This window comes from Micromonospora coerulea, from assembly GCF_016598485.1.
Lineage (GTDB): Bacteria > Actinomycetota > Actinomycetes > Mycobacteriales > Micromonosporaceae > Micromonospora > Micromonospora coerulea.
The window spans coordinates 84,396-102,310 of record NZ_JAEMUW010000006.1 but is presented as its reverse complement, the minus strand read 5'-3'; the positions used below and the strand labels follow the sequence as shown (position 1 = coordinate 102,310).

The window sequence follows — 17,915 nt, the reverse complement described above, 5'->3', positions numbered from 1 at the left end:
CATTCGGCTGCCCGAATGTAGCCGCTGACACCGCCCGGTGACTGTCCACAAGCCAACAGCCCGGTACCCGACACCGCCGCCAACGGTGATACTCACGGTGGACGCCGCGGGGGGCGCGGCGCCCGGCCGCGAGCCGGCCGGCAGATTCGCCAGTGGAGGGTGTCATCTCCGCGCAGTGTGACCGTTGTGGACGTACCGCCGCCGACGGCGACCGCTTCTGCGGTGGCTGTGGCGCGGAGCTGGGCGCCGTCTGCCCGCACTGCCTGCGTCCGCTCGCCGCCGACGTGACGTTCTGCACCTCGTGCGGGGTGCCCCGGACGGGCGCGCAGCGACCCGCCGCGGCACCGCAGGAGGACCGCCGCCGGGTCAGCGTGCTCTTCGTCGACCTGATCGACTTCACGCCGTACGTCGAGCGGGCCGACCCGGAGCAGGTCCGCGGCATGCAGACCGGCTTCTTCTCGGCGGCGAAGCGGGTGGTCGGGCAGTACGGCGGCGTGGTCGAGAAGTACATCGGCGACGCCGTGATGGCGCTCTTCGGCGCACCGGTGGCCACCGAGACCGACGCGCTGCGCTGCGTACGGGCCGGACTGGAGCTGCAACGGGTGCTCACCCGGTTCGCCCCGACCGGCGCCGACGAGCTGCGCTTCCGGGTGGGCGTGGCGACCGGTGAGGCGCTGGTCGACGTGGCCGCCGCCCGCGACGGCGGGCAGGCCATCGTGGCCGGCGACGTGGTGAACACGGCGTCCCGGATGCAGTCGGTGGCGCCGCCCGGCGGGGTGCTGGTCTGCGGCACCACCCACGCGTTGACCAAGGACGCGATCCGGTACTCCGAGCAGCCGCCGGTCACCCTGCGCGGGCGCTCCTCCCCGACCGAGGTCTGGCTGGCGCTGTCCCCGGTCCGCCGGCAGCCGACCGACCGGGAGCCGGACACCACGCCGCTGATCGACCGCGAGCACGAGCTGGGCATGCTGGTCAACGCCCTGCACCGGTCGCTGCGGGACCGGGTGCCGCAGGTGGTGACCGTCTTCGGGCGGGCCGGCATCGGCAAGAGCCGGCTGGTCCGCGAGCTGTACCGGCACGCCGGGCGGCTGGCCGACGAGCCGCTGACCTGGCGTACCGGGCGGTGCCCGCCGTTCGGCGAGAACGTCACCTTCGCCGCGTTGGCCGACGTGGTGAAGACCGAGGCCGGCATCCTGGACACCGACCCGGCGTCGAGCGCGGCGCAGCGGCTGGCCTCGGCGGTGGCCGAGCTGGTCGGCCCCGGGGAGCGGGACCGGATCGTGGACGCGCTGCGCCCGCTGGTCGGGCTGACCGGCACCACCCTGCCCGCCGAGGAGGCCGAGTCGGCGTGGCGCCGGTTCCTGCTGGCGCTGGCCGCCCGCCGGCCGACCGTGCTGGTCTTCGAGGACCTGCACTGGGCCGACGACGCCATGCTGCGCTTCGTGGAGCTGCTCGGCGCGGCCGCCCGGGACGTGCCGCTGCTGCTGCTCTGCACGGCCCGCCCGGAGCTGGTCGACCGGGATCCGAGCTGGGCGGGGACGATCACCGGGTCGGTCACCATCACCCTGCCGCCGCTGCGGGACACCGGCATCGCCTCGCTGTACGCGCACATGTTCGGCCAGGCGGCCTTCTCCGCCGACATGCTCAGCCCGCTGGTCGAGGTGGCCGGCGGCAACCCGCTCTACGCCCACGAGTACGTCCGGATGCTCATCGAGCAGGGCGCGCTGCGCCAGTCGGGGCGCGGCTGGTCGCTGGAGAAGCACCTTGACCTGCCGATGCCGGAGAGCGTGCACGCGGTCATCGCCAACCGGGTGGACCTGCTCGACGCCAAGGACCGGGCGGTGCTGCTGGCCGCTTCGGTGGTGGGGGTGCAGTTCTGGCCGGGCGCGGTGGCGGCCGCCCTGGGGCTGGCGGTGGAGTCGGTCGAGCGGGCGCTGCGCCGGTTGGAGCAGCGCGACTTCGTGCACGAGCAGGCCGCGTCCACGATGGCCGGCCAGCCGGAGTTCCGGTTCCGGCACGTGCTGGTCCGGGACGTCTGCTACCAGCGGCTGCCGCGCACCGAGCGGGTGGCCCGGCACGAGCGGACCGCCGACTGGCTGGACGCGCTGTCCCAGAGTCGGGACACCGACCTGGCCGAGGTCCTCGCGCACCACCGGTGGGCGGCGCACGAGATCGCCCGGTCGCTGGCCATGGACACCCAGCGGTACGCCGGGCCGGCCCGCGCGGCGCTGCACCGGGCGGCCCGCCGGGCGTACGCGCTGCACGGCCTGGACGCGGCGGCCAGCCACGCGGGCCGTGCCCTGGGCCTGGCCGACGACAGCGACCCGGTCGGCCGGCTCCAGCTGGAGCTGCTGAGCACGGAGATCTCGTTCTACCGCGACGGCAACGCCTTCCTCTCCGGTGGCGGCCCGGAGCAGCTGCACACGCTGGCCGACCGGCTGCTCGCGCACGGCGACGACGCCTGCGCCGCCCGGGCCTGGACGCTGCTCGGCCAGGCGGCGTGGCTGCGCGCCGACCGGGGCGCGGCGGTGGCCTGCCTCGACCGGGCGGTGGCGCTGTTCGAGCCGCTGCCGGACAGCGCCCAGAAGGCGGACGCGCACGCCGAGCTGGGCCGGCTGCACATGCTCAACTACGAGCGCGACGCGGCGGTCGCCGCGGCCGAGACGGCGGCCGAGATCGGCGAGCGGTTGGGCCTGGCGGAGACCCGGACCAACGCCCGGATCACCGCGGCCACCGCCCGCTACCAGGCAGGCGACCGGGTCGGCCTGGACGAGCTGTACGCGATCGTGGAGTTCAGCCGGGCGCAGCAGCTGCTGGCCCTGCCCCGGGCGATGCAGAACCTCGCGTACGCGGTCCGCGAGGAGGGCGACTGGTTGCGTTCGGACGCGCTGCTGTCGGCGGCGCCGGCCCGGACGGCCAGCGGGCAGACGCTGACCACCAGCTACTCGGGCGAGGCGATGCGGGCCTACTTCGACGGGGACTTCACCCGGCTGCTCGCGGCCGCGGACGCGTTCGTGGACACCCCGACCGGCGGCTGGGACATGCAGGTGCGCGGGCTGCGCTCGTGCCTGCTGGTGCTGCGCGGCCGGCCGGTCCCACCGGCGCCCCGTCCGGCCCCACCGCAGCGGGACCCGGGGCCGGCGGGCACCACCGCGCTTCCGCCGTGGCACCGCGACGACGTGGCGGCCGCGCTGGACAGCGCCCGACGCAGCGGCTTCCACCGGCCGCACTGGACCATGCTGGGCATGGCCGCACTCTGCCGGGCCCTGCAGGGCCGGGCCGCCGAGGCGGCGACGCTGATCGACGAGCTGGCCGATTCCTGGTCGGCGGTGCCGGCGCTGGCCAGCGGCGAGTGGGTGGCGGCGGCGGCGTACGCGGCGGCCCTGGCCGGCCGGGACGCGGCGGTGCGGGTCCGCGCGATGCTGGACCGGCTGGAGCACCGGACGCCGTGGTCGGAGGCGGCGCTGCGGACGGTCACCGGGGCGCTGGCGGCGGCCGACGGTGACCACCTCCGCGCCGGTGAGCTGCACCTGGCCGGCGCGGAGATCTACGCCCGGATCCCGGACGTCACCGACCGCCTGCTGGCGCTCGCCCTGGCCGCGGCGGAGCTGGGCCGGGCGGGTGATCCAGTGGCGGCCGGCGCGCCGCTGGCCGAGGTGCGCACGTTCGCGCTGCGCAACGACGCACCCGGTCTGCTCGCCCTGGCCCGGTCGCCGATGCCGGAGACCGGGGGCGCGGTGGCCTGCTGAGGCGGACTCAGACGGCGACCGGTTCGGCCGGCGCGGGCGGCTGGCTCTTCGCCTTCTGCGCGTACATGTCCACGTACTCGCGGCCGGAGAGTTCCATCAGCTCGTACATGATCTCGTCGGTGACCGCCCGCTCGACGAACCGGTCGCCGGCCATCCCCGCGTACCGGGAGAAGTCCAGCGGCGCCCCGAAGCGGATCCGCACCCGCTTGACGTTGGGGATGAGCTGGCCGGGGGGCTGGATCTCGTCGGCGTTGAGCATCGCCATCGGCACCACCGGGGCGCCGCTCTCCAGCGCCAGCCGGGCCACCCCGGTCTTGCCGCGGTAGAGCCGGCCGTCGGGCGACCGGGTGCCCTCGGGGTAGATGCCCGCGATGCCGCCGGCCCGCAGCACCGCGAGCTGGGTTTCCAGCGCCGCGCGGGCGGCTCGGCCCCCGGAGCGGTCGACCGGGATGGTGCCGGAGCCGACGAAGAACATCTTGATCAGCCAACCCTTGATGCCCTTACCGAGGAAGTATTCCGCTTTGGCGATGAATGTGACTTTTCGCTTGACGATGAGCGGAGTGAAGATCGAATCGGAGAAGGAGAGGTGATTGCTGGCCAGGATGACCGGGCCGGTCTCCGGGACGTTCTCCAGCCCTTCCACCTGCGGGCGAAAGATCAGCCTCAGCAACGGGCCGAGAATGATGTACTTCATCAGCCAGTACAGCACCGGTGTCCTTCCAGCGGGGGCGGAGACACCCGTCGCCGGGGGCCCGGCGGGTCGCCGGTGACCGCCCGGGACCACGTCCGGGGCGCCGTCGGCGAGCGGGACTGTCGGGGATGAGCCTACGAACCGGGAGCGGCACGCCACAACGCACTCCCGGAACCGGGTCCGGACGTGTCACGATTCAGGGCACGGCGTACGGCGCGCCGCGGTACCGCACCGCCAGGTGCGACGAGGAGGGTGTCCGGTGTCAGCGGGTGGGGCCCGCCGGGGACGGCGGGACAACGGGCTCGACGCGAGCGAGTACGCCGTCGCGGGTGATGTGGATCCGCGCGTCGGCGAGCACCTGCTCGACGTGCTCGCCGCCGGCGGCATCGCCGCGTACCTTCAGCCCTCCGCCGACCTCAACCCGGTGACCCGCACCACCACGGTGCCGTCCCGGCCGGTGGACCGGCTCTACGTCGACCGCTCGCACCTGACCACCGCCCGGGACTACCTCACGCAGCTCGCGGACGAGGGCACCCCCGAGCCGCCGCGCGACGAGCCGGACATCGAGGCCGAGTGGGCCCGGATCGTGGCCGGCTTCCACACCGCGCCGACGACCGGGAGCCACCCGTGGCCGGCCGCGGAGGACGTGGACGACCCGGTGGACCCGTCCGAACCCGCTGGCGGGACCGCCCCGCGCGGCGGGGCCGAGGAGTCCGGCGGCCCGACCGCGACCGACGTCCGGCGGCTGCCGTACGCGGCCGACATCTCGGGGATCTCGGTGAGCCGGGGCCGGCAGGACGAGCCGTCGCTCCTCGACGGGCTGGACACCTTCGGCGCCGACCTGCCCGGGGACGCCGACGAGGAGGGGCACTACACCCCGCCCCCGCCGCCCCCGCTGCCCCGCTTCTCGAAGTACACGGTGGTCGGCGTGCTCGCCATCGTCGTCGGGTTCGTGCTCTTCCTCTCCCCCACCGTGCTGCGGGTGGTCGACACGTCGGTGGTGACGCTGCTCGGCTTCACCGGCATCCTGGCCGGGTTCGTGACCCTGGTCTGGCGGCTGCGCCCCGGCGACACCGACGACCACGACCCGGACGACGGCGCGGTCGTCTGACCGCCGGCGGGCTGGCCGGGCCGGATGCCGGGACATCGATGGACGCGGGCCGGCGACGTAACAGTGGTGTAACTTGCGGTCAGTAGGAATACCGCTGTACGTCACCTTCCCCGACTGACTGCCCGGTTCCTCCCCGCTCGTGGCGGTCAGCCCTCTGCTGATCGGAATGCCCGAGATGCGACAGAGTCCCCTCGTGGTGGTCGCCAACCGCCTCCCCATCGACGACAGTGTGGCGCCCGACGGCGCCTGCGAGTGGCGCCGCAGCCCCGGTGGCCTGGTGAGCGCCCTGCACCCGCTGCTCCGGCACACCCCGGCCACCTGGGTCGGCTGGGCGGGCGGCACCGGGGCGGCGCCGCACCTCGCCGAGGTGGACGGGGTCCGCATGCACACCGTGCCGCTGACCGCCGAGGACCTCCGCGACCACTACGAGGGCTTCGCCAACGCCACCCTCTGGCCCCTGTACCACGACGCCGTCGAGCAGCCCGAGTACCACCGCCGCTGGTGGGAGGCGTACCAGCGGGTCAACCAGCGGTTCGCCGAGGCCGCCGCCGAGGTGGCCGAGCCGGGTGGCCTGGTCTGGGTGCAGGACTACCACCTGCAACTCGTCCCCGGGCTGCTCCGGGCGCTCCGCCCCGACCTGCGGATCGGCTTCTTCCTGCACGTGCCGTTCCCGCCGCCGGAGCTGTTCATGCAGCTGCCCCGCCGGTCCGAGCTGCTCCGCGGGATGCTCGGCGCCGACCTGATCGGCTTCCAGCGGGCCCAGGCGGCGCACAACTTCGCCCAGCTGGTCGCCAAGGTGCTCGGCCTGCCCGCCACCGACCGGCGGATCGGCGTCGACGACCGGGTGGTCCGGGTCGGCGCGTTCCCGGTCTCCATCGACACCGCCGAGATGGCCGCGCTCGCCGCCCGGCCGGAGGTCGCCGACCGGGCCCGCCGGCTGCGCCGGGACCTCGGCGACCCCGAGCACGTCATCCTCAGCGTCGACCGGATGGACTACACCAAGGGCATCGAGCAGCGGCTCAAGGCGTACAGCGAGCTGCTGGCCAGCGGCCACGTCAAGGTCCGCGACACGGTGCTGGTCCAGGTGGCGGTGCCCAGCCGGGAACGGGTCGGCCAGTACACGATCCTGCGGGACCGGGTGGAACGCGAGGTCGGCCGGATCAACGGCGAGTACGGCCGGGTCGGCGAACCGGCGATCCACTACCTCACCCAGCACTTCGACCGGGCCGAGCTGGCCGCCCTCTACCGGATCGCCGACGTGATGGCGGTGACCCCGCTGCGGGACGGGATGAACCTGGTCGCCAAGGAGTACGTCGCCGCCCGGGTGGACGACACCGGCGCTCTGCTGCTCAGCGAGTTCGCCGGGTCCGCCACCGAGCTGCCCCAGGCGTTCCTGGTGAACCCGCACGACCTGGAGGGGCTCAAGCAGGAGCTGCTCGCCGCGCTGCGGGCGGCGCCGGCCGACGTCGCCGCCCGGATGCGGGCCATGCGGGAGCACCTGCACCGCAACGACATCCACGCCTGGGCCCGCTCCTACCTGAGCGCCCTCGACGACAGCGGCTCCCTGCACACCCGGCTCGGCGGGACGGACTGAGACCGGCCCGTGGGCTCAGCCGGCCGCCGGCGCCGGATCCTTCTCCAGCCAGTCGAGGATCGCGTCGATCGGCTCCCGCCACCGGGCGTCCAGCATCAGGTCGTGGCCCATGCCGGGAAAGAGCAGCGGGGCCGAGGCATACCGGCGGGCGGCCCGGGTCAGCGCGGCCGCCGGCACCACCCGGTCGTCCGGGCTGCCCAGCACCAGCACGGGCGGGCGGCCCACCGCCGGCTCGGGCTGCCGGCCGGTCAGCAGTTGCCACTGCGCGCGCCGGCCGGCCCGGCCCAGCCGGGCGACGTGGCGCCGGGCCTCGCCGTCCGACAGCTCCCGGCTGAACAGCTGCCGGCGGCTCAGCCGCAGGCCGCCGCCGAAGACCGCCGGGAGGGTACCGCCCGGATTGCGCCGCAGCGCCGTGCCGAACGTCCCCCAGCCGCCGAGCACCGGCGCCACCAGCACCGCGGCCCGGGCCGGGTAGCGCGCCAGGGCGTGCGCCACCACCCGGGCGCCGGCGCCGTGGCCCACCAGCACCGCCCGCCGCGGCAGGCTCGCCGCCACCTGGGTCACGTCATGGGTGTACGACCGCAGCGTCGCCTCCGGCGCGGGCTCACTGCCGCCGTGCCCGCGCAGGCTCAGCGCGTACGCCGGGAAGCCGCGGGACGCGGCGTGCTCCAGCCAGTGCTCGGCGAACGCCCACGCCCCGTGCCCGAACCCGGGCACGAAGAGCAGCGGCGGCCGCGCCTCCTCCAGCTGCGGCACGGCGCTGAGCACCTCGCGACGGGCCGGCCGCTCCGGGCGGGCCCACTCCCAGGCCCGCACCACCCGCACCTGCTCGCCGTTCACTGGATGGTCCTCTCGTTCGCGACTGCGGGGCTCCGCTGCGCTGCACTCCTCGCGCTCACCGGGCACCCTCCAGGTCGTGGAGGGCGCGTTCGAGCGCGCGCAGGTAGTTGGCGTGGCCGACCTCGAACCAGTGCCGGGTGCTGTCCTTGACCGCGCCGGAGTAGCGCTCGCCGAGGCCGGCGGCGACCTTCCGGTCGAACGCGGCGGCCCCGTCCGGCCGGCTCGCCCGCAGCCGGAGCAGCCGGGCGAAGAGCACGCTCTGCCAGTGCGAGATGGTGAAGATCCCGGAGTCCGGCTGCACCAGGCCGACCACCGCCAGGGTGGGGTGACCGGCGGCGAACGCGTTCAGCCAGAGCCGGGGCCGGCCGACGCCCTCGTCGTCGCCGAGGACCTTCGCCTCGAGGAACTCGAAGCGCGGCAGGTAGCCGGTGGCGAAGACGACCAGGTCGGGGTCGATCTCCCGGCCGTCGGTCAGCTCGACCGACCGATCATGGAAGCGGGCCAGCTCCGGCACCGGGGTGATCTCGCCGTGGCCCACGTAGTAGACGAGCTGGCTGTTCGCGATCGGGTGGGTCTCGTAGACCCGGTGGTCCGGCTTCGGCAGACCGAATCGGGTGAGGTCGCCGACGGTGAGCCGCAGCGTCCAGTGGTAGAGCCACTGCCGGACCCGCAGCGGCACCCGCAGCGCGAGGAGCGTGTCATTGACCTGGTCGGCGGGGCGGCCCAGGACGTACTTCGGGGCGTACCAGTAGCCGCGGCGGGTGGAGTGCCAGCAGCGGGAGGCCTGCTGGGCGGCCTCGACCGCGATGTCGCAGCCGGTGTTGCCCGCGCCCACCACGAGCACCCGCTTGCCGCGCAGCTGCGCCGGGTCCTTGTAGGACGAGGCGTGCATCACCTCGCCGCGGAACCCCTCCAGCCCCTCGTAACGGGGCAGCTTCGGCGACCAGTTGTGCCCGTTGGCGAGGACCACGGCCGCGTACCGGGAGGTGCGCTCGGGGCCGTACCCGCCGGTGCTGCGGGTGGTGACGTCCCAGCGGTCCCCCTCGACCGGCTCGACCCGGACCACCTCGGTACCGAACCAGATGTGCCGGCGCAGGTCGAAGTGGTCGGCGTAGCGCTCGAAATAGGACAGCAGCTGGCTGTGGTGTGGATAGTCCGGCCAGTCGTCCGGCATCGGGAAGTCGGGGAACTGGGTGAACGGCCGGGACGAGATGAGGTGGGTGCTGGCGTAGACCGGGCTGCGGTCGTGCCGCCAGTTCCACGCCCCGCCGACGCCGGTCTCCCGCTCGTAGCAGTCGACGCCGAAGCCCTGCTCGGCGAGGTTCTTCACGGCGGTCAGGCCGCTGGCTCCGGCCCCGATGACGCAGACCGTGTCACCCCGGTCCGCGACCGGGCGGCCGTCCCGGGTCAGGGCGGACGTCGCCGGCGGAGGTTCGGCGCGGCCGAGATCGGTGGAGGAGGACACCGGGGAATCTCCTTAGCTGCGGCACGGTGTGCCGGGTCGCTGCGAAATCCTGCCGACAACTGTCGCCGTTGTCCAGCCCGCCGCCCGGCGGGCGGCCGGCCGTCGGGTCAGCCGGCGACCGGCAGCAGCAGGTCGACCAGGACCGGGAAGTGGTCGCTGGCCCGCCTGGCCTGCGGAGTGTCCACCACGTCGTAGTCGACCACGGTGCTCCGCGGGTCGACGAAGAGGGCGTCGATCCGCCGGCGCGGGTCGGCGCAGGAGTAGGTGTGCCGATCGGCCCGGTCCGCGGCCAGCGCCGCGTCGGTCAGTCCCTCCGCGACGGTCCGCCAGGCCGGGCCGTCCGGGCCCTCGTTGAGGTCGGCCCCGGCGATCACCGGCAGGGTGGCGGCGGCCAGTTCCCGCTTGAACGCCGCCGCCTGCGCGGGCCGCTCCGCCGGGTCGGTGGACAGGTGCGAGCCGGCCAGCAGGAATCGCGCCCCGCCGACCTGGCAATCGGCGTACACCGCCCCGCGCAGGTGCCGGCCCGGGGTCAGCGGGTAACGCTGGCAGCGGGTGCCGCGTACCCGGACCCGCAGGCTGGCCAGCAGCAGGTTGCCCAACGACGGCAGGCCGCCGGCCGCGACCACCAGGCCGAACGAGGCGGCCAGCGTGGCGGACTTCGACCGCCACCGGAACCGGCGCGGCCCCTCCTGCACGATCACCACGTCCGGGGCGGCCGCCCGCACGACCGCGGCCAGCGCCGCGGTGTCGTCGCGCTGGCTGTGGATGTTGTACGACAGCACGCGCAGCGGCACGCCGCGCGCCTCGGCAACGCTCACCGGCGACGGGCGAGGTCGGCGGCGCCGATCACACCGGCGGTGTTGCCGAGCTCGGCGGGGCGGACCTCGGCCACCGGCAGCCGGCTGCGCTGAGCGAGGGCGTCGGTGAACGACCGGCGGGTCGGGCCGAGCAGCAGTTCGCCGGCCTCCACCACGCCGCCGCCGACCACCAGCACCTGCGGGTCGAGGATCTGCGCCATGTCCGCGAGGCTGGTGCCGAGCCAGCGGCCGACCTGGGCGAAGGCCTCGGCGGAGACCGGGTCGCCGCCCTGCGCGGCGGCAGTCACCATCCGGCCGGTGATCGCCTCGGCCTCACCGCCGGCCAGCTCCAGCAGGGCGGCCGCCCGGTGCGGCTCCTGGCGGGCGGCAGCGCGGGCGAAGCGGACCAGGGCGCTGCCGCTGGCGTACTGCTCGATGCAGCCCAGCCGGCCGCAGCCGCACTGGTGGCCGTCCGGGACGGTGAGCATGTGGCCCAGCTCGGCGGCGATGCCGTTGGCGCCGCGCAGCAGCTCCCCGCCGAGCACGATGCCGCCGCCGACGCCGGTGCCGATGGTGAACATGACCATCGAGTCGTCGGCCTCCCGGGCGGCGCCGTAGCGGAACTCCGCCCAGGCGGCGACGTTGGCGTCGTTCTCCACGATCACCGGCAGGCCGGTGGCGTTGCTGACGTACTCGCGCAGCGGCTCGTCCCGCCAGGCCAGGTTGGGGGCGAAGAGCACGGTGGAGCGGGAGGCGTCGATCCAGCCGGCCGCGCCGATGCCGACGGCCCCGATGCTGCGCCCCACGGCCAGCTCGGTGACCAGCTCGATGATGACGTCGCGGGTCTTGGCCACGTCGTCGGCGGGGGTGTCCCGTCGGGCCTGCACGAGTACCTTGCCGGTGTCGTCAACGACACCGCCGGCCACCTTCGTGCCACCGACGTCGACTCCGATGGTCAGCGTCACCGCTGCCACTCCCCTCTGCTGTGCTGGTGACCTCGCCGGAACCGGCCGGGCAAGGTCGGGATGTCCGGTGCTCAGGCCCCGTCGCCTGGTGCGTCCTCGCCCACCTCGCCGGACGCCCGCGAGGCGGGCACCACGGGACGGCCGGCCGGCGGCCGGATCGTCACCGGCACGTCCGGCCCGGCACCATCGGCGGGCGGCACGACGGCACCCGGATCGGCCGCGCCCTCCCCCCGGGTGGCCGCGGACCACACGTCCTGCTCGGGTGCCGGCTGAGAATCATGCCCGGTACGGGTGGCCTCGCGCCACACGTGGTCCCCCGCGGCGGCTCCGGCGGACCCGCCGGCGCCGGACGCAGGGGCCGGTCGGGTGGCTTCGGCGGGAGCGAAGGCGCGCAGCAGGCTGGCCACCCCGGCCGCCAGGTCGCCCGCGCCGGTGGCGAGCCGCTCGGCGAATTCGGGACTCGGATCGCGCAACGCGGCGATTCCCCGGCAGACCGGGCAGATGCAGCATTCGGCCGAGCCGGTAGCGAACCCGGCGGTGGCCCCTGATGCCGGGCCGTCACCGCCGACGGTTCGGCCGGGGCCCGCACTGTGACCGAGGACACCCGACAGGATTCCACCGAGCGGACCCCAGGGCCCCGCCCCGGGAGCCGAACCGGCCAACCGGGCGGTCGCCAGGAGCAGGGCGACCAGCCGTTCCGCCTCTTCCCGGGCTGAGCCCGGATCCGTACTCCCCATGGTCGGCTCCTCTACCGTGCAGACCGGGTCGCCGGTCGGGTCAGTGGGCCGCACCGGGTGCTTCTACCCGGTGCTTGAGCTGCTTCAACGCGGTATCCATGATCATTTTCTCGGCCTTGCGCCGAAACATCCCGAGCATGCCCACGGAGAGCTCCACCTCGAGGGTGTACGTCACCGTCGTGGTCCCGTCCGGAGCACCGACCAGGTCGTACGAGCCGCGCTGGGTCTTCTGCATCTTGGACGGCTCGACCAGGTGCCACTCGATCCGCGAGAGGTCCTCGGCGTACTCGTAGGCCAGCACGTACTCGTCGGCCAGCACACCGGCGTCGATGGTGAACCGGACCTGACTGGCGTACCCGTCCTCGTACTCCTCGATCACCTCCGCGCGCCGCACCGCTTCGGTCCACTCGGGGTAGCTCGGGAAGTCGCAGATGACCGCCGCCACCTGGTCCGGTGGCGCGCCGACGACGATCGACTGGGTGGAGGAGTCCGCCATGGGGGGAGGCTACCCGGCGCCGGCCCCGAGCGCGCCGCTCCACCCCCGCGCGGCCGCGCCCGCGCCGCCGACCGGCGTCCCACCAGCCGGGCGGGCAACCTCCCTACCTCACCCGCCGGGACGGGCGGGTAGGTTTCGACAGAGCCGACCCACGGCCCGGCCAGTGCGAGCACGAGGGAGTGCAGGTGCGCGAGTTCTCCGTTCCGCCGATCGTCACCGTCGGCGACGCGGCCAACCTGACCGACCCGGTCTGGGACAACGCCGAGGTCGCCCCGGACGCCGTGCAGTTCGTCCGCCGGGTGCCCGCCGGCACCGATGGCCGCGGCTGGGTGGACGTGACCTGCCGGCAGTTCCGCGACGAGGTCGCCGCCGTGGCCCGCGGCCTGGTCGCCGCCGGCATCTCCCCCGGGGACCGGGTCGCGCTGATGAGCCGCACCCGCTACGAGTGGACGCTGTTCGACTACGCGATCTGGGCGGCGGGTGCGGTCACCGTGCCGATCTACGAGACCTCCAGCGCCGAGCAGGCCGCCTGGATCCTCGCCGACTCCGGTGCGGTCGCCGCGGTGGTCGAGTCCACCGGCCATGCCACCCTCGTCGCCGGCGTCCGGGACCGGCTGCCGGAGCTGCGCCAGATCTGGCAGATCGGGCTCGGCGCGGTCGACGAGTTGGTCGCCGCCGGCGCGTCGGTCGACCCGGCCGAGATCGAGGTACGCCGCAAGACGGTGAAGGCCGGCGACATCGCGACCATCATCTACACCAGCGGCACCACCGGCCGCCCCAAGGGCTGCGTGCTCACCCACCGCAACATGTACGCCGACATCGCCAACGCGGTGCCGGTGCTGCCGAACCTGTTCAGCCCGGGCGCCTCGACCCTGCTCTTCCTGCCGCTCGCGCACGCCTTCGCCCGGCTCATCCAGATCGGCGTGGTGCAGGCCCGGGCCACCATGGCGCACTGCTCCGACACGAAGGACCTGATCGGCGAGCTCCGGGAGTTCAAGCCGACCTTCGTGCTCTCCGTGCCGCGGGTCTTCGAGAAGGTCTACAACGGCGCCCGGCAGAAGGCCGAGGCCGAGGGCAAGGGCAGGATCTTCGACCGGGCCGAGAGGGTCGCCATCGCGTACAGCGAGGCGCTGGAGACCCCGGAGGGTCCCGGCGTGGCGCTGCGCGCCCAGCACGCGCTCTTCGACAAGCTGGTCTACCGCAAGCTGCGGGCGGCGCTGGGCGGCCGCTGCCGCGACGCGATCTCCGGCGGCGCCCCGCTCGGGGCCCGGCTCGGGCACTTCTTCCGCGGTATCGGGGTGACCATCTGCGAGGGCTACGGCCTCACCGAGACCTCCCCGGCCGCCGCCGCGAACCTGCCCACCGGCACGAAGATCGGTACGGTCGGTCGTCCGCTGCCCGGCGTCACCGTCCGGATCGACGACGACGGCGAGATCCTGATCTCCGGCGACCTGGTCTTCGAGGGCTACTGGCACAACGAGGCGGCCACCGCCGAGGCGCTCACCCCGGACGACTGGTTCCGCACCGGCGACCTGGGTCAGCTGGACGAGGACGGCTACCTCAGCATCACCGGCCGCAAGAAGGAGATCATCGTGACCGCCGGCGGCAAGAACGTCGCCCCGGCCGTCCTGGAGGACCAGGTCCGCGCGCACCCGCTGATCAGCCAGTGCGTGGTGGTCGGCGACCGGCAGCCGTTCATCGCCGCGCTGGTCACCATCGACGAGGAGGCGCTGCCCAAGTGGCTCGCCGCGCACGACCGGCCGGAGACGATCAGCGTCGCCGAGCTGCGCGAGGACGAAGCGCTGCGGGTTGAGGTGCAGAACGCGGTCGACCAGGCCAACCAGGCGGTCTCCAAGGCCGAGGCGATCAAGGTTTTCCGGATCCTGCCGCAGGACTTCACCGAGGCGACCGGCGAGCTGACCCCGTCGCTGAAGGTCAAGCGGCAGGTCGTCCACGAGACGTACGCGGCGGAGATCGCGCACATCTACCGAGGCTGACTACGATCCGTCACGTGCCCGCCTCCACACCCAGCCAGCCGCAGACCCAACCCCTCGCCGCGGCCGCCCGCGGGGTCCTGCTCGCGCTGGTCGCCGCCCTGACCCTGTTCGCCACCCGCGACGTCGCCCAGCTCTGGTGGATCGCCCTGCTGGGCGTCGCCGGTCTGCCGGCAGTGCTGGCCCCCCAGCATCGGCTGCTCGGCCCGCTGAGCCGGTTCGCCGAGGTGGTGGTCCTCGGCCTGGCGGCCAGTCAGGTCGCCGCCGACACCCAGCTCACCGGCGTGACCGGCGGGCTGGGGGCCTCGGCGGTGCTGCCGTACCTCGCCGTGCCGACGACCGTGACCGCGCTGCGCCGCCGGTTCTCCGAGGGCGCCGCCCTGCTCGCGGTCGCCGCCGCCACGCTCGTGGTCAGCGCCGCGCTCACCGAGGTCGACGGCGGGCGGCAGCTGAGCCAGCTCGGCTACCTCGCCGTCTGCGCGCAGTGGCTGATCCTGGCCGGGCTGGGGCTCTACACCGCCGGCACGCTCCAGCGGGTGATGCGGGTCCGCGGCGAGGGCAAGCCCCAGCCGTACGCCGAGGCCACCCGGTTGCTGACCCAGCTCCGGACCGTCGCCCGCCAGCTGCCCGGGGCCACCCTCGACCCGGGCGGCATCTCCGAGCACCTGCTGGAGGAGCTGCGGATGGTGGCGAAGACCGACCGCGGCGCGGTGCTCTCCGCCAGCGGCGGCGGTCGGCTGGTGGTGCTCGCCCAGATCGGCGTGGACCGGGTCGACTGGGAGACCACGCTCGACGCCGACTCGGCGATCGCCGACGCCTGGGCCAGCCAGCAGGCCCAGACCTCGTCCCGCTCACAGGCCCGGTCCCGGCAGGCCGGGGAGGTGTCCGCGCTGATCGTGCCGCTGGTCGCCGGGGTCCGGACGGTCGGCCTGGTGGTTCTGGAGGCGGACACCGGGCACGCCTACCCGCCGCCGGTGGTGGCCCGGGTGACCGCGCTGACCGGCCCGGCCGCGCTGCGACTGGAGGCGGCGCTGCTCTTCGACGAGGTGCGCTCGCTGGCCACCAACGAGGAGCGGCAGCGCCTGGCCCGGGAGATCCACGACGGGGTCGCCCAGGAGCTGGTGATGGTCGGCTACGGCATCGACAACGCGCTGGCGTACGTGCAGGACGACCCGGAGGAGACCGCCGAGGCGCTGCGCACGCTGCGCGGCGAGGTGACCCGGGTGATCACCGAGCTGCGGCTGAGCCTGTTCGAGCTGCGCAGCGAGGTGGACCGGCACGGCGGGCTGGCCGCCGCGATCGCCGAGTACGCGCGCACCGTCGGCGCCTCCGGCGGCCTGCGGGTGCACCTGTCGCTGGACGAGTCCACCGCCCGGCTGCCCGCCGCCACCGAGGCCGAACTGCTGCGCATCGCGCAGGAGGCGGTGACCAATGCGCGCAAGCACGCCGGAGCGGCAAATCTGTGGGTCACCTGCGAGGTGGACCCCCCGTACGCGCAGATCGAAGTGTCGGATGACGGTCACGGCATCGGTGACCAGCGCCCCGAGGGGCACTACGGTCTTGCGATCATGGCCGAGAGGGCGGAACGTATCCGGGGCCGGTTGGAGATCAGGCCGCGGCGACCCAGCGGCACTACCGTGGCGGTGGTACTCGGCTCCTCGCCCCGGCGCGATAAGGTGCGCGGCAGCACAGTTGCAGAAGGGGAGTAACCCGAGGATGACCACAAGTCCGACACCGGCCACCCGTACCAAGGTCCTCCTTGTCGACGATCACGACCTGATCCGCAAGGGTCTGCGGCACGCCTTCGAGCGGGACCGGCAGTTCGAGGTCGTCGGCGAGGCCGCGACGGCGGCGGAGGGCGTACGCCAGGCGGGTGCGCTGCAGCCGGACGTGGTGATCATGGACCTGCGGCTGCCCGACGGCAGCGGGCTGGAGGCCACCCGGGCGCTCCGCAAGTCCAGCTCGTCGATGGGCATCGTCGTGCTCACCATGTACGCCGGCGACGACCAGCTCTTCGGCGCCCTCGAGGCGGGGGCCAGCGCGTTCGTGCCGAAGACCGCGCCGGCCGACGAGGTGGTGGCCGCCGCCCGGCACGCCGCCTCCTCTCCCAGCGCCTTCACCGCGGCCGACCTGGCCGAGGCGATGAAGCGGCGGCTGGCCCCGTCCGGCCCGCAGCTCTCCCCGCGTGAGGGGCAGGTGCTGCGGCTGCTCGCCGACGGCATGAGCGTGGCGGGCATCGCCAAGCAGCTCTTCGTCAGCGAGTCGACCGCCAAGACGCACATCTCGAAGCTCTACGAGAAGCTGGGCGCCGCGAACCGGGCCCAGGCACTGATGACCGCACTGCGGCTCGGCCTGCTCGAGGCGCCGGACGCCCCGAAGTTCTAGCGCGTCCACGACACACGCCCAGAGGCCCGCGTCCGGATCACGGACCGGGCCTCTCCGGCGTTTCGACCCGTTGCTGCTGCGTACGGTGCCGGCCCGCGCACCCAGCGACGGCGGTCTTTGCGTCACGGCACCGGGCGGGCAGAATACCGGGTGGCCCATGGGGCCACGGCTATCTCGCGCGGTTGACACAAAGGGGCAAGGGCATGCAGCGGCCGGACTGGGCACCCGACACGATCGACATCGAACGTCCCAGCGTGGCCCGCATGTACGACTACTACCTCGGCGGCTCGCACAACTTCGCCGCCGACCGGACGGCGGCCCGGGCGATGATGGACGCGGTGCCGGAGGCGCCGCTGATGGCCCAGGCCAACCGGGCCTTCCTCCGCCGCGCCGTGCAGTTCCTGGCCGACGCCGGGGTACGCCAGTTCCTCGACATCGGTTCCGGCATCCCCACCGTCGGCAACGTGCACGAGATCGCCCAGCGGATCGACCCGGAGTCCCGGGTGGTCTACGTCGACGTCGACCCGGTCGCGGTGGCGCACAGCCACGAGATCCTCAGCGGTAACGACCGGGCCACGGCGATCCAGGAGGACCTGCGGCGACCCGAGGCGATCCTGCACCACCCCGAGGTGACCAGGCTGCTGGACTTCTCCCAGCCGGTCGCGGTGATGGTCGTGGCGGTGCTGCACTTCATCCCGTACGCGGACAAGCCGGAGGAGATCCTGCGGACGCTGCGGAAGTCCCTGGCGCCCGGGAGCTACCTGGTGCTGTCACAGGCCAGCGACGACGGCCGCGGCGAGACCGGCGAACGGGCGGAGGCCGAGCGGGTCTACCGCCGCACCGACAACCAGCTCTGGATCCGCAGCCGGGCCGAGCTGACCGCCCTCTTCGACGGCTTCGAGCTGGTCGACCCGGGTGTGGTGTGGGTGCCGCAGTGGCGGCCCGAGTCCCCGGATCAGGCGGAGAACGCGGAGCAGTCGGTCTTCATGGGCGGCGTCGGGCGGCTCGGTGGGTGACGGTGCCGCCCGTCCCCGCTCCTGCCCCGGCACGTTCGCCCGGGCCTGGGCCAAGGCGGTCTCCGGCACCAGTTA

General features: G+C 74.1%; 14 protein-coding genes. 7 read left to right on the top strand and 7 right to left on the bottom strand.

The window, feature by feature from the left end; genetic code table 11:
- Window positions 1-152 precede the first annotated feature (152 nt).
- Window positions 153-3,749, top strand: coding sequence for an ATP-binding protein (locus tag I8N68_RS10380; protein WP_200209686.1), 3,597 nt, complete (start codon window positions 153-155; stop codon window positions 3,747-3,749).
- Window positions 3,750-3,756: 7 nt separating this feature from the next.
- Here the strand turns inward: I8N68_RS10380 and I8N68_RS10375 are convergent, their stop codons facing one another.
- A complete protein-coding gene (locus tag I8N68_RS10375; protein WP_200209685.1) occupies window positions 3,757-4,458 on the bottom strand; it encodes a lysophospholipid acyltransferase family protein in 702 nt (233 codons plus the stop codon).
- 241 nt (window positions 4,459-4,699) lie between these two features.
- On the opposite strand from I8N68_RS10375, the gene I8N68_RS10370 reads away from it, so the two are divergent.
- Together I8N68_RS10370 and I8N68_RS10365 are read left to right on the top strand one after the other, a co-directional pair.
- The gene (locus tag I8N68_RS10370; protein ID WP_200209684.1) at window positions 4,700-5,551 is read left to right on the top strand and encodes a DUF308 domain-containing protein; all 852 of its coding nucleotides are present in this window, start codon (window positions 4,700-4,702) and stop codon (window positions 5,549-5,551) included.
- A 175-nt stretch (window positions 5,552-5,726) separates the two neighbouring features.
- Window positions 5,727-7,145: an alpha,alpha-trehalose-phosphate synthase (UDP-forming) gene (locus I8N68_RS10365; protein ID WP_200209683.1), complete on the top strand. Its 1,419-nt coding sequence runs from the start codon at window positions 5,727-5,729 to the stop codon at window positions 7,143-7,145.
- A gap of 15 nt (window positions 7,146-7,160) precedes the next feature.
- Here the strand turns inward: I8N68_RS10365 and I8N68_RS10360 are convergent, their stop codons facing one another.
- The 6 genes from I8N68_RS10360 to I8N68_RS10335 form a co-directional block, all read right to left on the bottom strand.
- Entirely contained in the window at window positions 7,161-7,985 is an 825-nt protein-coding gene (locus I8N68_RS10360) for an alpha/beta hydrolase (RefSeq protein WP_200209682.1), read from the bottom strand.
- Between the two features lie 55 nt (window positions 7,986-8,040).
- Complete coding sequence (locus I8N68_RS10355; protein ID WP_200209681.1) at window positions 8,041-9,450, bottom strand: flavin-containing monooxygenase; 1,410 nt, start codon at window positions 9,448-9,450, stop codon at window positions 8,041-8,043.
- Between the two features lie 107 nt (window positions 9,451-9,557).
- Window positions 9,558-10,268 (bottom strand): endonuclease/exonuclease/phosphatase family protein, encoded by a 711-nt coding sequence (locus tag I8N68_RS10350; RefSeq protein ID WP_307812749.1) that lies wholly within the window; start codon window positions 10,266-10,268, stop codon window positions 9,558-9,560.
- Window positions 10,265-11,221 carry an ROK family glucokinase gene (locus I8N68_RS10345; protein WP_200209680.1) on the bottom strand — a complete coding sequence of 319 codons (957 nt, stop codon included), beginning with the start codon at window positions 11,219-11,221 and terminating at the stop codon, window positions 10,265-10,267. Before I8N68_RS10345 ends, I8N68_RS10350 begins: the two co-directional genes overlap by 4 nt.
- Before the next feature lie 62 nt (window positions 11,222-11,283).
- Window positions 11,284-11,949 carry a hypothetical protein gene (locus I8N68_RS10340; RefSeq protein WP_200209679.1) on the bottom strand — a complete coding sequence of 222 codons (666 nt, stop codon included), beginning with the start codon at window positions 11,947-11,949 and terminating at the stop codon, window positions 11,284-11,286.
- 40 nt (window positions 11,950-11,989) lie between these two features.
- Complete coding sequence (locus I8N68_RS10335) at window positions 11,990-12,445, bottom strand: SRPBCC family protein (protein WP_200209678.1); 456 nt, start codon at window positions 12,443-12,445, stop codon at window positions 11,990-11,992.
- Window positions 12,446-12,630: 185 nt separating this feature from the next.
- Between I8N68_RS10335 and I8N68_RS10330 the strand changes: the two genes are divergently transcribed.
- The 4 genes from I8N68_RS10330 (at window position 12,631) to I8N68_RS10315 (ending at window position 17,840) form a co-directional block, all read left to right on the top strand.
- A complete protein-coding gene (locus I8N68_RS10330) occupies window positions 12,631-14,442 on the top strand; it encodes an AMP-dependent synthetase/ligase (protein WP_200209677.1) in 1,812 nt (603 codons plus the stop codon).
- A 14-nt stretch (window positions 14,443-14,456) separates the two neighbouring features.
- On the top strand, window positions 14,457-16,148 hold the full coding sequence (locus I8N68_RS10325; RefSeq protein WP_200209676.1) for a GAF domain-containing sensor histidine kinase: 1,692 nt from the start codon (window positions 14,457-14,459) through the stop codon (window positions 16,146-16,148).
- Window positions 16,149-16,155: 7 nt separating this feature from the next.
- Window positions 16,156-16,824, top strand: a complete 669-nt coding sequence (locus I8N68_RS10320; protein ID WP_200209675.1) for a response regulator transcription factor — start codon at window positions 16,156-16,158, stop codon at window positions 16,822-16,824.
- Between the two features lie 203 nt (window positions 16,825-17,027).
- Window positions 17,028-17,840: an SAM-dependent methyltransferase gene (locus I8N68_RS10315; RefSeq protein WP_200209674.1), complete on the top strand. Its 813-nt coding sequence runs from the start codon at window positions 17,028-17,030 to the stop codon at window positions 17,838-17,840.
- Window positions 17,841-17,915 lie beyond the last annotated feature (75 nt).

Coding starts and splice junctions, on each gene's coding strand:
- I8N68_RS10320 (WP_200209675.1), top strand. CDS start 16,156: ATGACCACAAGTCCGACACCGGCCACCCGTACCAAGGTCCTCCTTGTC.
- I8N68_RS10365 (WP_200209683.1), top strand. CDS start 5,727: ATGCGACAGAGTCCCCTCGTGGTGGTCGCCAACCGCCTCCCCATCGAC.
- I8N68_RS10340 (WP_200209679.1), bottom strand. CDS start 11,949: ATGGGGAGTACGGATCCGGGCTCAGCCCGGGAAGAGGCGGAACGGCTG.
- I8N68_RS10315 (WP_200209674.1), top strand. CDS start 17,028: ATGCAGCGGCCGGACTGGGCACCCGACACGATCGACATCGAACGTCCC.
- I8N68_RS10335 (WP_200209678.1), bottom strand. CDS start 12,445: ATGGCGGACTCCTCCACCCAGTCGATCGTCGTCGGCGCGCCACCGGAC.